Below are 20,141 nucleotides of genomic sequence, written 5' to 3'. Positions count from 1 at the left end.
CGCGGCAGCCAGGGAAGGAACAGTGGGCGCGGAAGGCCATGGGAAAAGTACTGTACATCCAGCTTGTCTCCCCCGTTCTGGGGATGCCGTTGCTCCTTGAGGTAGCGGCAGCAGAGCCCGTTGCCGGGGCGGTGTTGGCGGCGGAACTTCACCGCCGCTGGCCAACGGTGCGCTGGTTTTGGTCGGATCGGAACCTCGAGCAGGTAGAGCGGCTGCCGCTCCAGGGCCGGATCTTGCTCGGTGATGCGCCGATGGACCCGGCAGCGGTCCGCGGATCAATGTCACTGCGTAGGGGTAGTTCCCCGGTGCTGGTGGTACTGCGCGGTCCCGACCCGGGAGGTTCGCTGCACCTGCGCCGCGGTGTTTATGCGCTGGGCCGGGGCGAGGTTGATCTATCCGTTGGTGACCTCCAGCTCTCGCGCCGACACGCTTTGCTGCGGGTGAATGACACCTCCATCGTGCTCAGCGACGAGGGTTCGGCCAACGGGGTGTTTTTCGCCCAGTTGCCCATCACCGAACGACGGATACTCCTGGGAGACACCTTCACCGCCGGAACTAGCAGCTTTGCCGTACTTCCGGCACGCGGTATGCCCGAGGGAAATCCGCGGTGGCCGCCGGAACCCGTAGTGATCGACGCAACCGAACCAGGAAGTCGTTTAGCGATGTTGTTGGTTGGCGCGTTGGCTCCTCTGGGATTGGGCGTCGGGCTATTTTTGATGACGCATAGCGTGTTCTTTCTGGCTTTTTCGGCCATCTCGCTGCTGACCGGAGGCTTGCCCGCGCTCATGATTTTGAGTGCGCGGAAACGCTTTCGTCGGGCGTGGATCGCCGCGACGCTGATGGATGCCACACGACGTGAGGATCTAGCACCGCCGGTCGGCGCCGTGGCGGCAGGCCTTGCTGGGTCCAGCGCAGTGGGCACCGATAAGCTTCCCGCGTTGGTGATCGGTCGCGGCAGGGGCAGCGCCTGGTTGAAGACCACCGGTGGTGCAGATCCCCCACCGCCAAAGGCCTCTCACCGGCGCGGGGCGAAGCGTCGGGCGCGAAAACGCCGGCAGGATCATGTTCGGCGAGCGCTCGCCACCGATTCTTCGATGGCCATTGAACCCGGGGTCCTGTCCGATTCCCCGGTGCTGTTGCGTCTGCCTCCCGGACGTGGGGTGTGGTTCAAGGGCACCGAGACGACGTGGGGACCAGTGCTGCGGGCAGCCATCGTGAGATGGCTTCCGCTACTGAATTCTGGCGCGCTCCGGCTGGTGGTATTGGGTCCAGCCGGTTTCCTTCCGGCGGAGTTCCTGATGCTGGCCGGCGTCAGGGTCATCCCAACCGGCGCCTCGCTGCCGTCCTCACCGCTGCCCACCATTGTGCTGCGCTGCTGGGCCGCCGAGATGTACCAGAAATCGAACGATGAGCGGGCGCAGATGCCCTCGGCGGGCAGCAGCTGGCTGTTTTGTGGTGGTCCCGATCCGGGCACCGAGGCGGAGGTACTCATCGATGTAGCCGCACAGACCGTGCTGTTGCGATCCGAAGGGCGCGCTCATAACCCCTGGGCGTTGGGTCTACCTGCCTCACCCGGCGGCGGACGGCCCCGGTCATCGGCGTCGGGGCGTGGACGTGGCCGTGGAGGTAGATTCACCGGTGCCTACTCTCCCGCCGGGAACTCATCGGGCGCTTCGCGCTCCGGGGATACATCTGAGCAGCGGAACGCCGGTTTTGATGCCGAACTTCACCCCGAACTAGAGGCGATCTCGATGCGAGCGCTGGCAAACGCCATCGCTCTGCTGCTGCCTTCGGACCTCGGTACAACTCCGGGCACCGGTCTCTCTATCCCCACCGCCAACACGCGTGATGCAGATAGCGGGCAAGACGTCGAAGGAGGTGCGATCGGCGAGGGAATCGAGGAGGTGCCCGGGATCGCTCACCGGCTTACTGCCATCATCGGCGATAGCGAGGGTGGTCCCCTGCATCTGGACATGGAGGCGGATGGGCCGCACCTATTGATCGCGGGTACCACTGGCTCGGGGAAATCTGAGCTGCTCCGGACGCTGGTACTGGGTTTTGCCGCGGGGACGGCGCCCGATGAGCTGGCCTTCATGTTGGTGGACTTTAAGGGTGGAGCGACATTAGCGCCGCTGAGCGGGCTACCTCATGTCCAGAACATTGTGACGGATCTGGACGCCGCTGCCGGGGAACGAATTTTAGAACTTCTGGGACACGAGCTGCAGCGGCGTGAGAAGTTTCTGGCCAGCTACGGTGCCACCGATTGGAAGGATTTCCACCACACGCGCACTGCATCCGATCCCCCACTAGCGCGCCTGGTGGTGGTCATCGACGAGTTCCGCGTCTTTGCCACGGAGCTCCCCGAAGCCCTGGAACGCATGGTGCACATTGCCACGGTCGGCAGGTCCCTGGGGGTTCATCTGGTGCTCAGCACTCAGCGTCCGGCCGGAATCATCAGCGCACCACTGCGGGCCAACATCGGTACCGTGATCGCGCTTCGGACGATCGGCGAGTTCGAATCCAACGATCTGATCTCCACCGGGGCGGCCGCCCGGCTGGATCCGAGCGTCCCGGGGATGGCGTATTTTCGTCGAGGAGCGGGCCCCGCGGAGTTATTCCGAGCTCGGGTTAATGCCCGGCCCAGCGTTCCGGCCGCGGTGCGCGCTTTTGGGTCGAGCCTGGGCACCGAACTTTTTAGTATGGCACTGGCCTTGAACCCCGGTTCCGACGAGGACTCCGCCGATGCCACGGGAGGAGAACTGCAATTGCTGGTGGCATCGATTCGGGCCCGCTATCAGGAGGTGGAACCGGCAGTCAATCCGTTTTCGCCGGCGCTGAAGGCCACGCTGGCCCGGATTCCGCGTTCGGTCGCCCGCCGGGTCCCGCCCGAACAGGGCATCGTGGGGCTGGTGGATCGTCCTGCGTTGCCACAGGCCGAAGCGTTGGTTTTCGACCCTGCCAACACCCCCAGACTGATGGTCTGCGGTTTACCCGGGTCGGGGATCGAGAGGGTTCCAGAACTGCTGATCCATGCCGCCAATCAGCGAGGACTCACGATTCCCGCCATGCTGCTCGATGGCAACGGGACCTTGGAATCACTCGGTGCGCATGGGTCCGTGGGCGGATATTTCGGTCCCGGGGATAGCTGGCGGATCAACGAGTTGCTGCTTCAACTGGGAAATCCTGCGTGTGTGGGCCAGGTTCTCCTGGTGGTCTGCGGGCTGGGAGGTTGGGCGCAGGTGTTGGAGGCGAATGCCTTCATGCGTCTTGAGGCCTTCCTGACCGGCTTTGCCCGTATGGCGCCCCAGCTTGGTCGTGCGCTGGTGATCTGTGGGGATCGTGATCTCACCGGTTCGCGTGCAGCCTCATTGTGCGAAACCCGATGGTATTTGCCCCGTGGAGCCGGCCCGGAAGTGCTGATGGGTTGGCCCCCACTGCGCAAAGTATCCCCGCATGAGGGGCGTGGAATCGTGATTGCCCCGCAGGAGCCGGCTAAAGGTGTTGAGTTTCAATTGCTCGATGGGCCCCCGGATGGCAACCGGGCGGCCGAAACGCCTCCGAAGCTCTGGATCCGCAATCTAGAATTGCCAGATCGGCTCTCCTCCCACGAGCTCTCTCGGCTCGAAAGCTCAAGCACGTTACCTCCGGCCTTGGCCATCGGGGTGTGCGGACCGGACAATGCTGCCTTCATCTGGTCCCCCGGATCCTGTGGGATCGTCATCGGGCGTGAGGGTGCGGGAAAGGAGCGTCTGATGAACCATCTGGCTATGTTGGGACATTCGGAGGCTGGGCACACGGTACGTTTTCGCGAAGAACAGCAGCTTCCCACCGACGCCACCGAGTTCCTCGCCGGGCATCCAGGGGTGTCGCGGGTTCTGATTGAGCGTGCAGATAGGCGTGTGAGCGAAGCTTCGCGGGCCATTCAGGTTTTGCTCGGCGCGAATCTTCAGGTGGTACTCAGCGCGGAACCATCCGCACGCCTGCTCTTTGAATTGGGACTCTCGGCGGTGGTGCGCGATCAGCGCTCGTTCTTGGTACTTGACCCGCAATTCGGAGCGGACGCTGACCCGAGTGGCTTCAGGCTTTCGCCCGTGGTTCGCAGCATACGAGGTCGGGCGTTGGTTTTTGATCACGGGATCATCCGACAGATCCAGTGTGTGAATCAAACGCCCTCGGTAGCCGGGTAGGTCATCGATTCCGCGGACACCGAGACAGCCGCCGTGCTTAGTTTGCCGTCGGGGACTGCGTACCGAGACGGTCGCCCAAGAATGCCGTGACCCTCGGGTCAAAGAGCAGTACCGTGATGGCGGCAGCAGGAACCAACCAAGCCCACGCCATGAGTGCGTCACCGGATTGGAAATACGGGATCGCCAGAATAATTTGGAAGACCTGCCAGAACAATACTGCGGCACGCGTCCAGGCCCGTCCCCGGAAGAAATGGTGAGCGACCAGCAATTGCCAGGCGCCCGCGATCACGATGAGCACCAGCATGAAGATCCGTGCCCCCATACCCAGCGCGCCGGCAGCTCCCAGTTGCAGTGCGTAGCTCAGTGCATAGCCGAGTACCGCGAGGCCCTCTAGAAGCAACAGCACGGTAACGACCCACACCGAGAACGGGCGGTGCTGGGGCGAGGGGAGATTTGCGGTGGAGGCTGGCTGGTTAGTCACCCGTCAAATCTAGTACGGAGTCCATCCCGGACGCGAAGTGGCCGAAGCGCCCGAGGCACCAAGTGAGTCAAAAGTGCCTCAGAACACCCTTGTCACAGCGAGGGAAACCTGTTAGTCACACCCTTGAAACTTGACCTTGTGACCAAGCACTCAAGGATGCGGAGCTATTTGCGACACGGGCCCCTTGTTTACGTGAACGTAACATGAAAACCTTGTTAGGCAGTCGTTCGGGTATAGCAATTCACCCGTCGCATTGCTTTTGCCCCGGCGGATTAGCTAGGGCGATCCCCCTCATTTTCCTACATTCAAGGAGCATCAACAAGCATGGATTGGCGTAGCCGCGCGGCTTGTCTGGACAAGGACCCGGAACTATTCTTCCCGGTAGGAAACACCGGACCGGCTCTGCTCCAGATTGAAGAAGCTAAAAGTGTCTGCCGACGGTGCCCCGTCGTGGACACCTGCTTGGCGTGGGCCATCGAATCCGGCCAAGATGCCGGTGTTTGGGGCGGTATGAGCGAAGACGAGCGTCGGGCGCTGAAGCGTCGGGCAGCTCGGGCACGCCGCGCTTCCTAATTCCAGCGGTGCTCCAGCACATTTCATCATGAGGGACCGGTTCGCAGGTGGACCGGCCCCTCTTTTGTTTTCATCTGGCGCGGCGAACCTCACGATGCTGCAACAACCGGGTGCAGCATCGTGTTGCGAGTTCCGCCTTCCCTTCCAGCACTGGTTACGATCAATAAGTGAGTGAACCACACATCGACCCCCGCATCGGAACAACGCTTGATGAGCGTTACCGCCTCGACGCACGCATCGCCGACGGCGGCATGGCCACCGTGTACCGCGCCATGGACGTGCGACTTCACCGCACCGTGGCAGTCAAGATTCTTCATGCCCATCTGACCTCCGACCCTGCGGTTTTGGAGCGTTTCGCTTCCGAGGCGATCATCGCGGCCGGTCTCACCCACGACAACATCGTGGGCATCATTGATCACCACGTCTCGCGCAATACCGCCTACCTGGTGATGGAGTTTGTGCGCGGGTTGAACCTGCGCGAATCGCTTAACAGCCGAGGCCGTTACACCCCACGTCAGGCACTAGTGGTGCTCCAGGCCATCTGCACGGGGCTGTCGGTGGCGCACGAGGAAGGCATCGTGCACCGTGACATGAAGCCAGCCAACGTGCTGATCTCCGATGAGGGCCGCATCAAGGTGGCCGACTTTGGTCTGGCTCGTGCCTCCTCCGCACACACCAACGCCACCAACTTCTTCGGTACTGCCGCCTACATCTCCCCCGAGCTGGCCAAGGGTGAACCCTCGGATGAACGCAGCGACATTTATGCCGTGGGCATCATCGCCTATGAGTTGCTCACCGGCCGCCAGCCCTTCACCGCGGAAAGCGCCTATGGACTGGCCTACAAGCACATCCACGATCAGACGCCCGCCCCGTCGGCCGCCGTACCGGGGTTATCTCCCGAGCTCGATGAGCTGGTGGCGTACTGCACCAATAAGGACCCCGAGGATCGACCGCAGAATGCTTCCTTCCTCCTCAGTGATCTGAAGCAGATCCACGACTCGCTTTCAAGCGCGCAGCTTGATCTGGGTTCGCAGACCTTAGGTGGCATCAAGGACCTGATTCCGCCGGCGCTGAGCCCGCACACCTCCGTGCATGACCGGCTCGCTCAGGCTCAGGAGTACCGCGATTCGGCCGCCGGACGCCTTCTGGCCTCGGGCGCTGACGCGGACTCCACCGTGGCGCAATCCCCCACTCACGCTGGCGCTACCGGCCAAGACGATGCCACCCGAGCGTTGGCGGGCATCGGGGAGCAGACCACGGTGCTTGGCAATGCCGAGCATACTCAGGTCTTTTCGGGTCAGTGGGACCAGACCAACACGGCAGCGGCAGCTGCGTCGGCAACCCAGGCGATCGCCGTCACCCCGCAACGGCCCATCTCCGCCCGGCAGGCCAAGAAGAATTCGAAGGCCGCCGAGCTGGCGTGGCGGAAGAACGCCCAGATCCCCACCCACGAGCTGGCACCGAGGTCCCCGGCACGGCGCAAATGGCTGATCGGCATCATCTTGACGCTGCTCATCGCGCTGGTTACCGCCGTCAGTCTGTTCTTCGGGATGGGACCCGGCGCACCCATTCAGATTCCACGACTCAGCGGCATGTCGCAGGATGCCGCCGTGGAACGGCTAGCAAAAGCCGGAGTGACGACCGACATCAACGAGATATTTGACGAAGAGATCGGGCGCGGACTCGTGGTGGGAAGTGAACCCGTCGCAGGAGAAACGATCCGTCGATTTCAAGGTCTGACGCTCATGATTTCCAAGGGGCCGGAGCTTTTTTCCGTGCCCGATGTCAAAGGTCAGCAACAAGCTGCCGCCACCGAACAGCTCACGAGCCGCAGTCTGACACTGGGCAAGGTCTCTCAGGAGTACTCGGAGGACGTGGCCGAGGGCCTGGTGGTCAGCCAGAAACCGAAAAAGGGTGAGCAGCTGCGCCGCGATGCCCCCGTAGCGTTGGTGATCTCGCGTGGACCGGCACCGGTAGAGGTCCCCGATGTGGGCGGCATGAGCGCGCAGGAGGCCGAGTCCGCGTTGAAAAAGGCGGGTCTGAAGGGCTCTGCCGCACCAAAGGAATACAGCACCAGCGTTCCGGTTGGCACCGTCATCTCACAGGAACCCTCGAGTGGCACGGCGGAGCGTGGCTCCACTATCACGTACGTGATTTCGCGCGGTCCACGGATGATCGATGTACCCAACGTGCAGGGTAAGCAGCTGAATCAGGCCCGCACCGAGCTTGAAGCACTTGGTTTTAAGCTCGAGGTGCAGGAATTCTTGGGCGGCTTCTTTGGCACGGTCAGCTCACAAGATCCCGCTAACGGTAGCGCGCCGGAGGGCTCAACGATTCACCTGGTTGTGGTCTAGCCCCTGAGCCGGTCCGCTTGACGAGGGGCCGAGCTTGACCCCTCGGCGTACGGACCAAGCACCTGATAGTACTGCCGGATCGTGGGGAGTTCGGGCCTCCCCGAATTTTAGGCGATCCACGCGTATCCCGGACACAGCAATGGCCGGGATGCTGCACCTCACTCATTAAGAGTCAGGTGCAGCACCCCGGCCATCGGCTGGTGCATCGTCTGAGGCGATGCCGGTGGTCCTTATTTAGGCGCGTGGTCCGCGCTTAGCCAGGGCCCCGGAGACCAGGAAGGCCATTTCCAAGGACTGTTTGTGGTTCAAGCGCGGGTCGCAGACCGACTCGTACAGGTCATCAAACTGTTCTTGACGAATCGGATCGGCGCCGCCGAGGCACTCGGCCACATCGTCGCCGGTCATTTCCACGTGCAGGCCACCGGGGAAGGTGCCCAGTGAATCGTGGACCTCGAAGAAGCCGCGGACCTCGTCCATGACGTCGTCGAACTTGCGAGTCTTGTAACCGTTCTCGGAGGTGACGGTGTTCCCGTGCATCGGATCGGTGACCCAGAGCACCTGGGCGCCGGAGGCGGTGACCTTCTCGACCAGGTTCGGCAACTTCTCGCGGATGTTCTTCGCGCCCATGCGGGTGATGAAGGTCAGGCGGCCTGGCTCGCGGTTCGGGTCAAGCTTCTCGATGAGCGCCAGGGCGTCCTCAGGTGTGGTGGTCGGGCCCAGCTTGACGCCGATCGGGTTACGCACCCGGGAGAGGAAGTCAACGTGTGCGCCGTCGAGCTGGCGGGTACGCTCACCGATCCAGAGGAAGTGCCCGCTGGTGTCGTACGGCTGAGAGGTGCGTGAGTCGGTGCGGGTCAGCGCGCGCTCGTAGTCCAGCAGCAGGGCCTCGTGGGAGGCGAAGAACTCGGTGCGCTTCAGGGCCTCGAAGTCGGCTCCGCAGGCGTCCATGAACTTCACCGCGCGGTCAATCTCGCCGGCAAGCTGCTCGTAGGCGGTGTGCGCTGGGTTCGCCATGAAGCCGGCGTTCCAGGAGTGCACCGAACGCAGGTCGGCAAAACCACCCTGGGTGAAAGCACGGATCAGGTTCAGCGTGGCGGAGGAGGTGTTGTAAGCATCCACCATCCGGCGCGGATCATGGGCGCGGGATTCGGGGGTGAACTCGTAACCATTAACGATGTCGCCGCGGAAGGCCGGGAGCGTCACGCCGTCGCGGGTTTCATCGTTGGAGGAACGCGGCTTGGCAAATTGCCCGGCCATACGTCCCATCTTGATCACCGGCATCGAGGCGCCATAGGTGAGCACGACGGCCATCTGCAAGATGGTCTTCACGCGGGCGGAAATCTTATCCGCCGTGGCGTCGCCGAAGGTCTCGGCGCAGTCGCCACCCTGCAGCAGGAAGGCCTTGCCCTGTGCGGCAGCGGCCAGCCGCTCGCGCAGCACATCAACCTCACCGGCAAAAACTAGCGGAGGGCGCGCGCCAAGGGCACTCACCGACTCCGCGTAGTGTGGGTGCTCACTCCACGTCGGTTGCTGGGCAATGGGCAAGGAGCGCCAGATGTCCAGTGCGGGGTCGGCCGAGGGGCCCACCGCGGATTGTCCGGGCAATGAGGAAGTCGAAGATAGCTGAGTCACCATCCAAGCGTAAACCGCCGGGAGCCCACTTAAGCATTTAGTGCGTCATCCGCGACATGAATGGGTCACAGATCTTTACGCGGGACTACTTTTTCTTGGCTGCCTCGCGGCGTTCGGCGTCCAGCTTGGCCTTCACGGTCGCGGCATAGGTGTCGGCATATTCCTGACCGGAGAGGCGCATGATCGCGTACATGATTTCATCGGTCACCGAACGCTGGACAAACCTGTCCTCGCTCATCCCTGCATAGCGGGAGAAGTCCAACGGTTCACCGATGATCATGCCAACACGACGAATCGAGGGCACGCGCTTGCCAATGGGTTGCACCTTGTCGGTCCCGATCATGGCCACGGGGATCACCGGAACTCCGGCTTCCAGTGCCAGCTTGGCCACCCCTAGTTTGCCGCGGTAGAGCCGGCCATCGGGGCTGCGGGTGCCCTCTGGGTAGATGCCCAGTAGGCTGCCATCAACCAGTGCCTGAGCGCCCGCTCCCAAGGAGTTGGCACTGGCGGCCCCGCCGGAACGATCCATGGGGAGCTGGTTGATCATCCGGAAGAACCAGGCGGTGATGCGTCCCTTAATGCCCCGGCCGGTGAAGTAGTCCATTTTTGCGAGGAAGATGACCGGTCGGTCCACCGCCACGGGCAGGAAAATGGAGTCGGATACCGAGAGGTGGTTGCTGGCCAGGATTGCCCCGCCGGCCTCGGGAATGTTCTCGATCCCCTTAACCCAGGGACGGAAGATCACGTTTACGAGCGGTCCGACGATAAACCGCTTCATAAAGAGGTAGAACATGCGGTGGGTGCCTTCCGGGCGCGGGTGAATGGTGAACATATGAACGAAGAACCGCAGCGAGCTGGTGCGGTCGGCCGGTGGCAAAGAGCGCGCCCGGCCTTCGGCACCGATGATCCGGTTCTCCGTTAGGCTCTAACTGTAGGCAAAACAACGCGATCGGTCACACTCCAGGGGTGGAATTCCGCTGGAATTTTCGATGCGCGCCCCTCCGACACCACCTGGAGCGTCCCATGTCAGTTGATCCCGAGGCCGGCACCGGCCCCAATGCGCCGTTCCACCAGCAGGGTTCCAACGGTGCCGCAGTCTTGATATTGCACGGGTTCACCGCCGGGCCGGCCGGTCTGCTGCCCTGGGCACGGTCCTTGGCCGCTGCCGGGTACACCGTTGATCTGCCGTTGTTACCCGGCCACGGCACCAGCTGGCAGGATCTTGCCGGAATAAAGTACACCGAGATTCTCGCCGCGGCACAGCAGCGTTACGCGGCTCTTGCCGCTACTCACCGGAAGGTCTTTGTTGCCGGTCTGTCGATGGGTGGGGCGCTGGCGCTGAATCTTGCCGCGACGCATCAGGTCGCCGGGCTGGCGTTGGTGAATCCGGGGCTGAGCATCGCCTCCCCGCTGGCGCCCTTCACCGGGGTGCTGCGTCATCTGCTGCCCAGCGTGCCGGGCATCGCGAACGACATGGCCAAACCGGGCGGCGACGAACATGCCTATGCCCGCACTCCGGTGGCCGGTGTGCATCAGTTGCGCAAGCTCTTCGCCGAGACCATCACGCTGTTGCCACGGATCACCGCCCCGGTGCTGGTCTTCCGTTCGGATACTGACCACGTGGTACCCGAATCCAGCATGCGCATCCTGCGCCGCGGGCTATCGGAGAATGTCCACCTAGAGGTGAATCGATTGACGCGCAGCTACCACGTGGCCACGCTTGATTATGAGGCGGAGAGCATTTTCGCCCGCACCATCTCGTTCTTTCAGGAAGTGCAGCAGCAGCGGCCATGACCAATCCGTTTCACGAGCCGGCGGAGTCCGGCGATCCCGATGACCCCGTATGGGAAGATTTGGTCCGTCGGCTTCAGGACACACCGGCCTCCGCCGATGGCCCGGGCTCGTCCGCCGACACGTCCGGGGCCGCGCCCGCGGACGCAGCTACGGGCGCTGCTACGGATGCCTCTGCGGACGCATCTACGCGAAGTCGCCCCGGTACCGGCGGCCCCGTAGACCCGAAGCTGTTCACCTTTCACCCGGCGCTGGGTGGCCCCCGCGATTATTCGGAACCCGAGGATGAGCACGACGGCGGCTTTGTGCCCGAGGATCCCCCGGCGCTGGGTTCGGGCAACCCGTTGCTGAATCTGGCCTGGATCGTTGCCGCGGGTGCCCCGCTGATGTTGCTGATCCTGGCCATCGTTTGGCGTCGGGCTCCGATGCCGTTGTGGATCGGGTTGGTGGTGCTGGCGGTAGCTGCCATCGTCTTCCTCTTCGCCCGTTTGCCCCGGCAGCGCCACGAGGGTGATGACGGAGCGCGCGTGTAGTTCATTCATCGTGCCGTGACCTCGCGCGAGGACAGCGTCCAAGTTTGCGCGGCACGGCAATTCACCGTATGTTACTAGTGAGTAATTAAATGTGATTCGAACCACTCTATGATGAGGGGTAGGACGTCACGATCGGGCTGGTCAGGCATCTGCCGCACCGCCTCGGAACCGAAGGAGCCCCAAATGCAGGAACTCGCAGTCCCTCCAATGGTGGACACACCGCCGCAGAGCAACATCACCGATCTTCTGCTGCGCCACGCTCGCTCCGCGGCCAATCCGCCGCTGCTGGTGAAGCCGGGTCCCAATGGCAGTTGGATCGACATCTCCGCCGCAGAATTCGCCGCCGATGCTGCCGCCCTGGCCAAGGGCTTCATCGCCTCGGGCATCGAACCCGGTGCCCGCATCGGGCTGATGGCACGCACCCGCTACGAGTGGACGCTGGTGGACTTCGCCATCTGGTTCGCCGGCTGTGTCACGGTTCCGGTTTACGAGACCTCCTCCCCCAGCCAAGTCGCCTGGATCCTGGGCGATTCCCACGCCGTCGCGGCAGTGGTCGAGGCGCCACGCCACGAGAGCGTCGTCCGCCAGGCAGCTCACCAGGAGGGACTGGAAAAGATCACGGACATTTGGCAGATGGACGGCAACGGCCTGGACGCGCTCCGCAAGGCCGGTGCCAGCATCAGCGACGAGGTCTTGGAGGAACGCCGCAGCTCCACCAACATGGACTCGCTCGCCACCATCATCTACACCTCCGGCACCACCGGACGGCCCAAGGGCTGCGAGCTGACCCACTCGAACTTCGTCGCCCTGAGTGAAAACGCCGCAGCAGCCCTGCCCGAATGTGTTTATCCCGGTGCTTCCACCATCATGTTCCTGCCCCTGGCCCACGTTTTTGCCCGCTACATCTCGGTACTTTCCGTGGCGGCCGGCGTCAGGGTGGCCCACACCGCCGACGTGAAAAACCTGCTGCCGGATCTGCAATCCTTCCAGCCAAACTTCATTCTGGCGGTGCCGCGCGTCTTTGAGAAGGTCTACAACTCCTCGATGCTCAAGGCCGAGGACGGCGGCAAGGGCAAGATCTTCCATGCCGGAGCCGACGTCGCCATTGCGTTCTCCCGGGCCGAGGCCGCCGGCAAGATCCCGCTGGCCCTGAAGCTGAAGCACAAGCTCTTTGATGTCCTGCTCTACTCCAAGATCCGCACCGCCATGGGCGGAAAGGTGGTGCACGCCGTCTCCGGCGGCGCGCCACTGGGCGAACGGCTCGGGCACTTCTTCCACGGCATCGGACTGACCATCCTGGAGGGCTACGGCCTGACCGAGACCACCGCACCGATCACCGTCAACACCCCCACACACCTGAAAATCGGTACCGTGGGCCGGCCGCTGCCGGGCAACGCCGTGAAAATTGCCGACGACGGAGAGATCCTGGCCAAGGGCTTCTGCGTGATGCGCGGCTACTACAACCGCCCGGATCTTGAGGCGGAAACCTTTGTTGATGGCTGGTTCCGCACCGGTGACATCGGCGAGCTGGATGAAGAGGGCTTCCTGCGCATCACCGGGCGCAAGAAGGAAATCATCGTCACCGCCAGCGGCAAGAACGTCATCCCGGCCATGCTCGAGGACCAGATCCGCGCCGACTCGCTGGTCTCCCAATGTGTTGTGGTGGGTGATGCCCGGCCGTTCATCGCCGCGCTGATCACCCTGGACGTTGATGCGCTGCCGGGCTGGCTGGCCAGGCACCAGCTGCCAGCCGAAACCACCATTGCCCAGGCCGCGGAGCTGAGCCAGGTCCACGAGGCGATCTCCGCTCTCGTGGAGAAGGCCAACACCACCGTCTCGAGGGCAGAGGCGATCAAGGAGTTCAGGATCGTGCCCACCGACTTCACCGAGGATTCGGGGCACCTCACCCCGTCGCTGAAGATCAAGCGCGCCCAGGTGCTCAAGGATTACGACGCCATCATTCAGGAGATCTACTCCGGCTCCAAGCCGCGAGCCTGATCAGAACACCAAGCCCGTGACGGGCTCCACATACCGTGGGGTGGACATCAGCAGATGTCCACCCCACGGTATGTGTGCTTAACTCTCCGGCGCCGGCCTACAGCGGGTCGTTGGCGCAAGGACTCATGCCCAGAGCAAGCAGCGCGTTTTCCACCACTTCGCTCAGCGCCGGGTGGATCCAGAACGGGCCGCGAGCCATGGTGTTAACATCCATGCCGGAGTACATCGCCTGAATCAGAGGCTGAATCAACAACGATGCCTCATGCCCCATGATGTGGGCGCCGAGCAGCAAACCGGTGTCCCGATGAGCCAGCAGCTTCACGATGCCTTCCTCATCCTCCATGGCCCAGCCGTAGGCGGTGGAACCATAGGGCTGCACCACGCTCAGCACCCGATCACCGTGCTCGGCACGGGCCTGCTCCTCGGTGGCTCCCACGTAGGCGATCTGTGGGTTGCTGAAGACCGCCGCCGGAACTGCCCGGCGGTCCATGGTGCGCAGGGACTCGGGGTTCTCAAGATTGTTGATCACCACGCGGGCCTCGCGATTGGCCACGTGCTTCAGCTGCTGCGTGTTGGCCACATCGCCCAGCCCGAAGAGACCCTCCACCACCGCACCGTCGGCCAAGATGCGCTGGTAATCATCGACCACCAGCGAGCCGTCCGCGCGCATATCAAAGCCGAGCTCGCTCACCCCGAGCCCATCGGTGTTCGGCGTCCGACCGGTGGCCACCAGGACCACATCGGCCTCCAATATCAAGGACTGCCCATCGCGTTCCAGATGGATGCTCAGCACCTCACCTTCGCGGGTGATGCTGCTGAGCGCGGCGTTCAGCTCAACACCCCAGCGGGTGGTTGCGGCCTTCGTGAAGGCAGCGGAAATATCCGCATCCTGCCCGCGCATCAGGGCAGAAGAGCGGTTCACCTGGGTGACTTCACTGCCCAGAGCGGAGAAGACGGCAGCGAACTCGCTGGCAATGTAGCCACCGCCCAGGATCACCAGGCGCTGCGGCAGGCGCTCCAGCCGCATGATGGTGTCGGAGGTGTGCACGCCGGGCAGGTTGATGCCCGGCGCCTGTGGCAGCACGGCGCGCGAGCCGGCAGCAATGACAATTTTTTCCGCGGTGATGCTCGCACCGCTAGCGGTGCGCAGCTCATGGGACGAGACGAAGGAGACGTGTTCGGCATACAGCGTGACGTTCTCCAGCTCGTTGGCGCGGTAGTTCTTGCCCGCCTCCGAGATGGCGTCGATGCGCCCGAAGATGCGATCGCGCATGGCGGGCCAGTCGGCCCCCGCAAAACTCATCGAGACGCCTAGACGTTTCGCTTCGGCCACGGAAGCCGCCAGCGCGGCAGGGTAAACGAACATCTTGGTGGGGATGCAGCCGACGTTTAAACAGGTGCCGCCAAAGATGCCGGCATCGATGATCGCCACCTTTTTGTTGTCCCAGAACTCGGTGATCAGCGAGTTTCCGGATCCCGAACCGATAATGGCCAGATCGTAGTGCGCCATAGTGTTAACTCTGCTCCTCAAGGATGGACGAAATTTCTTCAACAAGTTGGTCGATGGCACGGCGGGCGGCCCGGCGCGGGGCCCGGCGCGGGGCCCGCGGAGTGAGCGCGGGCAGAGCCAGTGCCGGATCCAGCGGCAGCAAGACCACAGGGTTTTCCAAATCCGCGGGAAGCTGAAGGCCCGCGTCATGCGCGGAACCGAGGTTGATCACGAAGATCGTGCGCCCGGGCAGGGCGGGACGGTTATTTGCGATGAGCCAGCGCAACTTCTCGTCCAGCGCTGAAGTGCTGGACGGATCCGCCGGGGAGACCAATACCAGCGCGTCGGTGTCCGTGAGCATCCCGGAGAACGCCGCGCGACTCAGTCCCGGCCCGGTGGCACGGATCTGCCAGCGTTTGGCCTCCGACCGGTTCCCCAGCGCCGCGGCGACGGTTGCCGCCCCGGCGTGTTCGGCCAGCGAGACAATCGTGACGACGCGCAGTTCTGGCGCACCGGCAGGTGCCGGGATACGGGCATTTGCGGCCGATGCGGTGTCAGCGATGGGATCGGGCGCGGCTGTTTCGGGGTTATCCTCCGAAGCAGTGGCGTTATCCGGGACAGAAACCGGCGTGCCAGTTGTAGCGTCGTCCTTCGGGGCGGGGTCGATCTCCGGAGTAGAAGTCATCTCCGGGGCGATCTTTGATTCCGTTCCGTCGCTGGCAGAGGCCGGGGCCGAGGTCGTTTCGGGCTCCACATCCTGCGCAGAGTCCGTGATGCCAGTAGCGTTCTTCGACTCTTCGGTATCCGTATCGGTATCCGTATCGGTAGCCGCGTTCGTGGGGTCAGCGGCATCGGCAATCGACTCAAGGTCCTCAGCCGAATCCGGCGCTGGAGCAGCAGCTGGAACCGCGTCACCGGAAGTGGGAACCTCGGGCGTGGGAGTCTCGGGGGTGCCACCGCCTAAGGGAACTTCAACTGCCTCGGGACTGACATCGCTCTCCTGATCCGGCACCGGCATCTCAGCGGTGTCCCTCACCGGGGTGTTCAGAACTTCTTCCGTGTCCCCTTCAGGACCCGCGGCGCGATTGTAATTCCCTTGTGCCGACACCTCTTGCTGCACGGTGGTTGGCTGTTCTCGCCGCTTGAAGAACCGTGCAAAAAATCCTGACCCATTGCTGGCCATGGGACCCCACTCCTTCTGGCTGCACCGCATGATGGCGTCCGCCGGTTTGTCTTGATCTGCCGAGGTGCTTGCACCGTCTCTCGCACCATAACACGCAAGCGAGGACGGATTCCGCAGCGCCCCCACGGTGGGAAAGGCAGCTACGGGTCCGTCCTCGCTTGAAGTTGTGATTAGGTGACGTCGGTTCCGACCACGACTGTTGCCATGTGTCGGTGACCGGCCGATGGGAATCGGCCGGTCACCAACGGTTCAGCAGCGGCAGCTATGCAGGGTCGATGACGATCAACAGATCCCCACCCTGTACCTGAGTGGTTCCGCCAATTGCCAAACGAGCCACGGTGCCGGCGACGGTGGAGGTGATCCCCGCCTCCATCTTCATCGCTTCGATGGTGGCAACGGTTCCACCCACTTCAATCGTGTCACCCACGGCAACTTGCGGGGTGACGGCGCCAGCAAACGGGGCGGCAATGTGGGCGGGGTTGGCTGCATCTGCCTTCTCCGCCGTGACCACGGTGGACTCCACCGACGCATCGCGCACGCTCAGCTGACGGGACTGGCCGTTCAGCGTGACGGTCACGGTGCGCAGGCCCTTCTCATCGGGCTCCGAGATGGACTGCAAGATCACCAGCAGGCGGACGCCCTTGCCTAGAGACACCACATGCTCACGACCCTTGACCAGACCGTAGAGGTAGTCACGGGTGTGCAGCGTGGAAACGTCGCCGTAGTTTTCAACCATCGCGTTGTAGTCACGCGTCGGGCCGGCAAAGAGCAGGCGGTTCAGCGTGGCGCGACGAGTCTCGGAATCCGCGTTCAGTGCCGCGGAGTCTTCGGCCAGCAATTGCTCAACGTGAGGACGCACCACGCGCCCCTCCAAGGCCTTGGAGCGGAACGGCTCGGGCCAGCCTCCCGGAGGATCTCCCAGTTCCCCGGAGAGGAACTGGATGACGGAATCCGGAATGTCGAAGGACTGCGGGTTCTTTTCAAACTCCACCGGGTCAACACCCATACCCACCAGCTGCAGGGCCAAATCGCCCACCACCTTGGAAGACGGGGTGACCTTTACCAGGCGGCCGAGGATCGCGTTGGCCGCGGTGTACATGTCTTCGATGGCCTCGAAGCGCTCCCCCAGGCCCAGTGCGATGGCCTGCTGGCGCAGGTTGGAGAGCTGGCCTCCGGGGATTTCGTGGCGGTAAACGCGTCCGGTCGGAGCCGTAAGCCCGGATTCGAACGGTGCGTACATGGTGCGCACCGATTCCCAGTACGGTTCCAGCGAGGCTGCTGCCTCAAGGGAGATCCCGGTGTCGCGCTCGGTGTTCTCCAGCGCGGCAATCAGGGCCGAGGACGATGGCTGGGAGGTGGTCCCGGACATCGAGGCGGCGGCAACATCCACCGCGTCGACGCCAGCGTTGATCGCAGCCATCAGCGTGGCCGACTGGCCACCGGCGGTGTCGTGGGTGTGCAGGTGCACCGGCAAATCAAAGCGTTCGCGCAGGGCGGTGACCAGTTTGGTGGCCGCCGCCGGGCGAAGCAGCCCGGCCATGTCCTTGATCGCCAGGATGTGTGCCCCGGCGTCAACAATCTGCTGTGCCAAATTCAGGTAGTAATCCAGCGTGTACAGATCTTCTTTGGGGTCCAGCAGGTTGCCGGTGTAGCACAGGGCCACCTCGGCCACGGCCGTACCCGTATCGCGTACCGCCTTGATGGCCGGGGCCATCTGTGAGACGTCGTTCAGCGCGTCGAAGATGCGGAAGATGTCGATGCCGGTGGCAGCGGCTTCCTTCACAAACGCGTCGGTGACCTCCGTCGGGTACGGGGTGTAGCCCACGGTGTTGCGTCCGCGCAGCAGCATCTGCAGCGGGATGTTCGGCAGCTCGGCACGCAAGAGCGCCAGTCGCTTCCACGGATCCTCGCCCAGGAAGCGCAGCGACACATCGTAGGTCGCACCGCCCCAGACCTCCATGGAGAACAGCTGCGGCATCACGTGAGCGTAGGCGGGCGCCGCGGCCAAGAGGTCACGGGTTCGCACGCGGGTGGCCAGCAGGGACTGGTGCGCATCGCGGAAGGTGGTATCGGTGACTGCCACCGCCGTGGAGTCACGCAGCGCCTTGGCAAAGCCCTCCGGGCCAAGTTCCAGCAGACGCTGGCGCCAGCCGGCGGCCGGAACCTGATCCGAGGGACCATCAAACGGGCTACGTTCGGGCTGCGAAGCCTTATCTCCGGGGAAAGCCGGCAGCTTCTTGCGCGGATCGATGCCGTCAATGCGTTCACCGTTGGGCTGGTTGACCGTCACGTCGGCCAAAAACGCCAGCGCCTTGGTGCCACGGTCCTGTGACTTCTTGCCCGCGAGCAGCTCCGGGTGTGTGTCGATGAAGTCGGTGGCGGCCTCGCCGGCCAGGAACGTCGGGTCATCAAGCACGTTCATCAGGAACGGGATGTTCGTTGTCACACCGCGAACACGGAATTCTGCCAGGGCACGCCGGGCGCGAGCCACCGCGGTGGGGAAATCGCGTCCACGGCAGGTGAGCTTGACCAGCATCGAGTCAAAGTGCGGGGAGACTTCGGCGCCGGTGTAGATGGTGCCACCGTCCAGGCGCACGCCGGAGCCGCCGGCCGAGCGGTACACGGTGATGGTTCCGACGTCCGGGCGGAAGCCGTTGGCCGGGTCCTCGGTGGTGATACGCGACTGCAGGGCAACGCCGCGGATCTGCAGCTCGTCCTGTCGGATCCCCAGCTCTTCGAGCGTTTCACCGGCGGCAATGCGCATCTGCGCCTGCACCAGGTCAACGTCGGTGATTTCTTCGGTGACGGTGTGCTCCACCTGGATGCGCGGATTCATCTCGATGAACACGTGCTGACCAGCGCGCTCGCCCACGGTATCAACCAGGAACTCCACGGTTCCAGCGTTCTGGTACTTCAGCGACTTGGCGAACTTCACGGCATCGGAGTAAAGAGCCTGGCGGATCTTCTCGTCCAGGTTCGGTGCCGGAGCGATCTCGATGACCTTCTGGTGCCGGCGCTGCAGCGAGCAATCACGCTCAAAGAGGTGAACGACGTTGCCATGCTCATCGGCCAGGATCTGGACCTCGATGTGACGCGGACGCAGCACCGCCTGTTCAACGAACATCGTGTCATCACCAAAGGCGCTTGCGGCTTCGCGCATCGCCGCGGAGAGCGATTCGGCCAATTGGTCGCGGCTATCCACGCGGCGCATGCCTCGCCCGCCACCGCCGGCTACTGCCTTAACAAAGACCGGGAAGCCGATCTTGTCGGCCTCGGCGGTGAGGTACTCAACATCGGAGCTCGGCTCCGAGGACTGCAGCACGGGGATGCCCGCCGCACGGGCAGCCCGCAAGGCTTCGACCTTGTTTCCTGCCATCTCGAGGATTTCCGCGGCCGGGCCAATGAACTTAATCCCTGCTTCGGCCGCAGCGCGGGCAAGATCAGGGTTTTCCGAGAGGAATCCGTAGCCCGGGTAAATGGCATCCGCGCCGGCTTCCTTGGCGACACGGATGACCTCGTCCACATCCAAGTAGGCACGTACCGGGTGGCCTTCTTCACCAATGCGGTACGCCTCATCAGACTTTTGGCGGTGGATCGAGTTGCGATCCTCGTAGGGGTATACGGCGACGGTCTTCGCGCCCAGCTCGTAGCCGGCACGGAAGGCGCGGATGGCGATCTCGCCGCGGTTGGCTACCAAGATCTTAGTAAACATGGTGCTCCTGCGAAATGATAAAGGGGGGTGAATGACGCACACATATCTCAGGTCGTGAGTTTGCGACGTTGGGGCCGCAGTAGTCGCTGGCGCCCCACGTCACACCATACAGTGACCGCGCACACGCACCGCAAAAGATTGCGTGAGGTACGAAACACTGGTGTCAGTCGCTCATTTTGGGTGGTGTCGGCAAAGCCGCCGGAACCCG

Annotated in this window: 12 protein-coding genes; 6 read left to right on the top strand and 6 right to left on the bottom strand. The window is 63.4% G+C overall.

The features are described 5' to 3' along the window. Positions 1-38: 38 nt before the first annotated feature. Positions 39-4,187, top strand: a complete 4,149-nt coding sequence (locus HED64_RS15865; RefSeq protein ID WP_168152967.1) for an FtsK/SpoIIIE domain-containing protein — start codon at positions 39-41, stop codon at positions 4,185-4,187. A gap of 37 nt (positions 4,188-4,224) precedes the next feature. Here HED64_RS15865 and HED64_RS15860 read toward each other — a convergent pair whose 3' ends face one another. Continuing rightward, the gene (locus HED64_RS15860) at positions 4,225-4,668 is read right to left on the bottom strand and encodes a hypothetical protein (protein ID WP_168152966.1); all 444 of its coding nucleotides are present in this window, start codon (positions 4,666-4,668) and stop codon (positions 4,225-4,227) included. Between the two features lie 324 nt (positions 4,669-4,992). Between HED64_RS15860 and HED64_RS15855 the strand changes: the two genes are divergently transcribed. Beyond that, positions 4,993-5,241 carry a WhiB family transcriptional regulator gene (locus HED64_RS15855; RefSeq protein ID WP_007271814.1) on the top strand — a complete coding sequence of 83 codons (249 nt, stop codon included), beginning with the start codon at positions 4,993-4,995 and terminating at the stop codon, positions 5,239-5,241. Positions 5,242-5,408: 167 nt separating this feature from the next. Then, entirely contained in the window at positions 5,409-7,595 is a 2,187-nt protein-coding gene (locus HED64_RS20200) for a Stk1 family PASTA domain-containing Ser/Thr kinase (RefSeq protein ID WP_168152965.1), read from the top strand. A gap of 234 nt (positions 7,596-7,829) precedes the next feature. Here HED64_RS20200 and HED64_RS15845 read toward each other — a convergent pair whose 3' ends face one another. Together HED64_RS15845 and HED64_RS15840 are read right to left on the bottom strand one after the other, a co-directional pair. Continuing rightward, the gene (locus tag HED64_RS15845; protein WP_132364701.1) at positions 7,830-9,230 is read right to left on the bottom strand and encodes a class II 3-deoxy-7-phosphoheptulonate synthase; all 1,401 of its coding nucleotides are present in this window, start codon (positions 9,228-9,230) and stop codon (positions 7,830-7,832) included. Between the two features lie 82 nt (positions 9,231-9,312). Then, the gene (locus HED64_RS15840; protein WP_168152964.1) at positions 9,313-10,020 is read right to left on the bottom strand and encodes a lysophospholipid acyltransferase family protein; all 708 of its coding nucleotides are present in this window, start codon (positions 10,018-10,020) and stop codon (positions 9,313-9,315) included. Positions 10,021-10,250: 230 nt separating this feature from the next. Between HED64_RS15840 and HED64_RS15835 the strand changes: the two genes are divergently transcribed. The 3 genes from HED64_RS15835 to HED64_RS15825 all read left to right on the top strand — a co-directional run bounded on the left by HED64_RS15835 (position 10,251) and on the right by HED64_RS15825 (position 13,549). After that, on the top strand, positions 10,251-11,021 hold the full coding sequence (locus tag HED64_RS15835; protein ID WP_168152963.1) for an alpha/beta hydrolase: 771 nt from the start codon (positions 10,251-10,253) through the stop codon (positions 11,019-11,021). Beyond that, positions 11,018-11,551 carry a hypothetical protein gene (locus HED64_RS15830; RefSeq protein WP_168152962.1) on the top strand — a complete coding sequence of 178 codons (534 nt, stop codon included), beginning with the start codon at positions 11,018-11,020 and terminating at the stop codon, positions 11,549-11,551. Before HED64_RS15835 ends, HED64_RS15830 begins: the two co-directional genes overlap by 4 nt. A 183-nt stretch (positions 11,552-11,734) precedes the next feature. After that, complete coding sequence (locus HED64_RS15825; protein WP_168152961.1) at positions 11,735-13,549, top strand: AMP-dependent synthetase/ligase; 1,815 nt, start codon at positions 11,735-11,737, stop codon at positions 13,547-13,549. 97 nt (positions 13,550-13,646) lie between these two features. On the opposite strand, the gene HED64_RS15820 is transcribed toward HED64_RS15825, so the two are convergent. The 3 genes from HED64_RS15820 to HED64_RS15810 form a co-directional block, all read right to left on the bottom strand. Beyond that, a complete protein-coding gene (locus HED64_RS15820) occupies positions 13,647-15,059 on the bottom strand; it encodes a mycothione reductase (RefSeq protein ID WP_168152960.1) in 1,413 nt (470 codons plus the stop codon). 4 nt (positions 15,060-15,063) lie between these two features. Further along, on the bottom strand, positions 15,064-16,221 hold the full coding sequence (locus HED64_RS15815) for a hypothetical protein (protein WP_168152959.1): 1,158 nt from the start codon (positions 16,219-16,221) through the stop codon (positions 15,064-15,066). A gap of 262 nt (positions 16,222-16,483) precedes the next feature. Continuing rightward, positions 16,484-19,933, bottom strand: a complete 3,450-nt coding sequence (locus tag HED64_RS15810; RefSeq protein WP_168152958.1) for a pyruvate carboxylase — start codon at positions 19,931-19,933, stop codon at positions 16,484-16,486. Positions 19,934-20,141 lie beyond the last annotated feature (208 nt).

The sequence above is a fragment of the Paeniglutamicibacter terrestris genome, assembly GCF_012271785.1.
GTDB classification, from domain to species: domain Bacteria; phylum Actinomycetota; class Actinomycetes; order Actinomycetales; family Micrococcaceae; genus Paeniglutamicibacter; species Paeniglutamicibacter terrestris.
This window is presented reverse-complemented; position numbering and strand designations above follow the sequence as displayed.

Excerpts from the sequence above, each read along its gene's own strand:
- HED64_RS15865 (WP_168152967.1), top strand. The coding sequence starts at position 39 with ATGGGAAAAGTACTGTACATCCAGCTTGTCTCCCCCGTTCTGGGGATG.
- HED64_RS15855 (WP_007271814.1), top strand. The coding sequence starts at position 4,993 with ATGGATTGGCGTAGCCGCGCGGCTTGTCTGGACAAGGACCCGGAACTA.
- HED64_RS15845 (WP_132364701.1), bottom strand. The coding sequence starts at position 9,230 with ATGGTGACTCAGCTATCTTCGACTTCCTCATTGCCCGGACAATCCGCG.
- HED64_RS15840 (WP_168152964.1), bottom strand. The coding sequence starts at position 10,020 with ATGTTCTACCTCTTTATGAAGCGGTTTATCGTCGGACCGCTCGTAAAC.
- HED64_RS15835 (WP_168152963.1), top strand. The coding sequence starts at position 10,251 with ATGTCAGTTGATCCCGAGGCCGGCACCGGCCCCAATGCGCCGTTCCAC.
- HED64_RS15830 (WP_168152962.1), top strand. The coding sequence starts at position 11,018 with ATGACCAATCCGTTTCACGAGCCGGCGGAGTCCGGCGATCCCGATGAC.
- HED64_RS15825 (WP_168152961.1), top strand. The coding sequence starts at position 11,735 with ATGCAGGAACTCGCAGTCCCTCCAATGGTGGACACACCGCCGCAGAGC.
- HED64_RS15820 (WP_168152960.1), bottom strand. The coding sequence starts at position 15,059 with ATGGCGCACTACGATCTGGCCATTATCGGTTCGGGATCCGGAAACTCG.
- HED64_RS15815 (WP_168152959.1), bottom strand. The coding sequence starts at position 16,221 with ATGGCCAGCAATGGGTCAGGATTTTTTGCACGGTTCTTCAAGCGGCGA.
- HED64_RS15810 (WP_168152958.1), bottom strand. The coding sequence starts at position 19,933 with ATGTTTACTAAGATCTTGGTAGCCAACCGCGGCGAGATCGCCATCCGC.